Source organism: Streptococcus sp. 3109, from assembly GCF_013276905.1.
Classification (GTDB): Bacteria; Bacillota; Bacilli; order Lactobacillales; family Streptococcaceae; genus Streptococcus.
Window position 1 is genome coordinate 20,876 of sequence record NZ_VMLY01000005.1, and the last position, 3,280, is coordinate 24,155.

The window sequence follows — 3,280 nt, forward strand, 5'->3', positions numbered from 1 at the left end:
ATTTTCATTGAGTATAAAATCCTAACAAACTCAATGCTTTAGTAGTCTGATATGCCAATCTCATGAGGTCTTTTTATCATTTTCCATAATATCCTGACGCAAATGTCTACTGATGTCTCTCATCAGTTTCATTTCTAGTAAATGAAAATCAAACTCGGAAGCTCACCGTAACTTGCTCAAAACACAGCAAGGCAAAGCTGAACTGACGTAAAAAGATTTTCGAAGAGTATCATCATAAATTTCAGACCATTTTTTATAATAACCATTTTATTTTTATCTGTCAAGGTCTTTGAATTCTTTCTTAAACAGGCCTTGTAATCTCTACTTTTGAAGAATTTATTTTTCCTTACTGACAAGATTTTAGATGATAAGCCCCTCTGACAGTAAGCTGACCAAGATTAGTCGCAAGCAACCCTCCTTTCTCAATTACACTAAATTGCTTTCCTTCCTATGGGAAAAGTCCTCCACTCTACTTATTCACTTAGAAAAAACGCATAATATCAAGTGCTGAAAAAACTGATACTATGCATTTTATTGTGGGGATATTTACTTCATTTTATCTTGAAATTGATTTTTTCTCAGAATTCTAGCTTAGGTCATTTTTAAAATTCAAATTCCGCAAGAACATCCTGCCCACTTGTGACCAATTTTGCTCCTTCTTGAATCAAATGATGGCAACCATCTGATAATCCATCTAAAATGCTACCAGGAATAGCAAAGACATCGCGCCCTTCTTCCATTGCTCGCTCACAGGTAATGAGACTACCTGAGCGCATCTTGGCCTCTGCTACAATCACACCACGACAAAGTCCAGCTATGATGCGATTACGGGCAGGAAAATGAAATTTCAGAGGTTGTTCACCAGGTCCGTATTCACTGAGAACCAGATGGTCATTGCCGATGTAGTCTTGCAAGCATTTATTGGCTTTAGGATAAAACACATCCAGTCCTGTTCCAATCACTGCAATGGTTTTTCCGCCATTCTGAAGAGCTGCCATATGAGCTGCTGTGTCAATGCCCTTGGCTAAGCCACTGACGATAACCAGTTCATTTTCCAATCCCTGAATGACTTTTTCAACTGACTTAGCTCCCTGTTTGCTACAAGCACGACTACCCACAACCGCTACCTTCGGGAATTTCAAGAGGTCAAGATTTCCCTTGTAAAATAAAAGTACAGGCGCATCGTATATTTCACTCAAATCCCAAGGATAACAGTCGTCTAAAATAGAGAAAGATGGAAATTTTTGAAACTCCTTCTCCAAATGCGCATCGTCTATCTGAAAATAACGTTCCATAAAAACGGCTGGATTACGGCAACCTGATATATCTGCAATATCACCTAACAACAGTTCTTGATCGAAATTTTCGCCATATTCTAGGACCTTCAAAACCTGTTGATTGGTCAAACCTGATTTTTTCAACTTATAGATTTCATAGTTTGTGATTTTCATAAATATCTCCATTTCTTTTTCTACTCATCTATTTATTCGTAAAAAAATCAAAAAAATCAAAAAACATCGTAACCGTCCAATAACGAATTATATTGAAAAATCTCCAGACTAGAGAACTCACTGATGGTTCCTAATCTGGAGATTTCTTATTTCCTCATCATAGCTACAAACCTACTCACTCAGTTCCTGAAAGTAGTGTTTTCTTCAAAACTAGACTTCTTCTTTGAGTTGACTGAGAACAGTCTTGATTTTAGAAATTAGTTCTGCTTCTTTTTGAGAATCTTTTTGATGGCTATCTACAAAGAGTCGTGCTTCATCAGCTAATTTCTTAGCCTTGTTTAGAACTTTTTTATCCTTGTCGCTAGCCTCTAGCTCAACTACAAGCTGGTGCAATTCTCTTGAAAGCTTATCTAGTTGAGAGGATTTTTTACGAACTACTGCAAAGAGGAGAGCTCCTAGAAGAGAAAGAACTGCAGCTCCTAAGACACCATATAGAGGGACTTCTGTCTCATTTTTAGCTCCCTTGGCACTTTCTGCTTCTTTATTTAAGTTTGACGCAGACTGACTCTTATCAGCTGATGTGCCAGTTTGTAGAGAATTGAGAACCTGTCTAACTTTAGCAAGGAGGTCTGCCAATTCTTGAGCTGTTAAGTTTTCATTATCAAGAGCTGCTTGCGCCTCTCCCAAAATACGCTGTGCTTCTTCAAGTACTTCAGGAGATAGACCTGCTAGATCTTGCAGGCGACGTTCCAGATCCTCTACCAGAGTACGAAGTTCTGACTTGTCCACAGCCGATGGGTTTGTACCTGTTTGGGAATTCCCTACAAATCCTACACTTCTACGAGCACGGCGCGGAGGAGTTCTGCGATTTCTTGTAGCAGATGGCGGATTCACAGGACTTGTCCCAGACTGAGCTGAATCCGAAGGAGAAACTGGTGTTTGACTATCATCCTTATCTTGACCAGACAGTCTTCGAGCATTAGCTCTAGCCAGAGCCTCTGCTAAAACCTGATCCATTCTAGATAAAGCTGCTTGCTTCGCTTGTTCGATTTCAGCTTGTGTTTTGGCTTGATCAATTCTCTCAAGAGCATCTTGAAGAGCTTGCCTTACTTGGTTTTTAGCATCTTCTTTTTCAAATAGCGAGAGATTGGCATTGTCATCAATAAGAGCAAGGGTAAGATTCGCTTTTTGCTCTGCGTCTAATTTAGCTGACTTGTTCGCCTCTGCTGTCGGAGAGATTTGACCTAGTTCCGTATCAAGCGTTTGGTTAGCAGCATCAATATCTCTTTGGTTGCTTGCCCCATCAATAGCTTTCTTGGCTTTATCAAGAGCTGCTTCAACTTGTTGGTTCGCAGCTGTCTTCTCTTCATCTGTCAGATGTTGAATACCATTAAAGCTATCTTTCTTAGCTTGTGCTTTTTGTTCAGCTTTGGCTTTAGCTGTCTTATTCGCTTCAGCTTTTGGAGTGATTTGACCTAGTTCCGTATCAAGCGTTTGGTTAGCAGCATCAATATCTCTTTGGTTGCTTGCCCCATCAATAGCTTTCTTGGCTTTATCAAGAGCTGCTTCAACTTGTTGGTTCGCAGCTGTCTTCTCTTCATCTGTCAGATGTTGAATACCATTAAAGCTATCTTTCTTAGCTTGTGCTTTTTGTTCAGCTTTGGCTTTAGCTGTCTTATTCGCTGCTGCTTTTAGAGTGGTTTGACCTAGTTCCGTATCAAGCGTTTGGTTAGCAGCATCAATATCTCTTTGGTTGCTTGCCCCATCAATAGCTTTCTTGGCTTTATCAAGAACTGCTTCGACTTGTTGGTTCGCAGCTGTCTTCTCTT

The 3,280-nt window shown here is 39.8% G+C and carries 2 protein-coding genes; both read right to left on the reverse strand.

Translation table 11 applies throughout. The features are described from left to right. Positions 1–602: 602 nt before the first annotated feature. Positions 603–1,451, reverse strand: a complete 849-nt coding sequence (gene dprA, locus HT698_RS03400; RefSeq protein WP_173217786.1) for a DNA-processing protein DprA — start codon at positions 1,449–1,451, stop codon at positions 603–605. Positions 1,452–1,661: 210 nt separating this feature from the next. Continuing rightward, positions 1,662–3,280 (reverse strand): DUF1542 domain-containing protein (locus HT698_RS03405; RefSeq protein ID WP_173264372.1); only part of this gene is annotated, 1,619 nt, incomplete at its 5' end.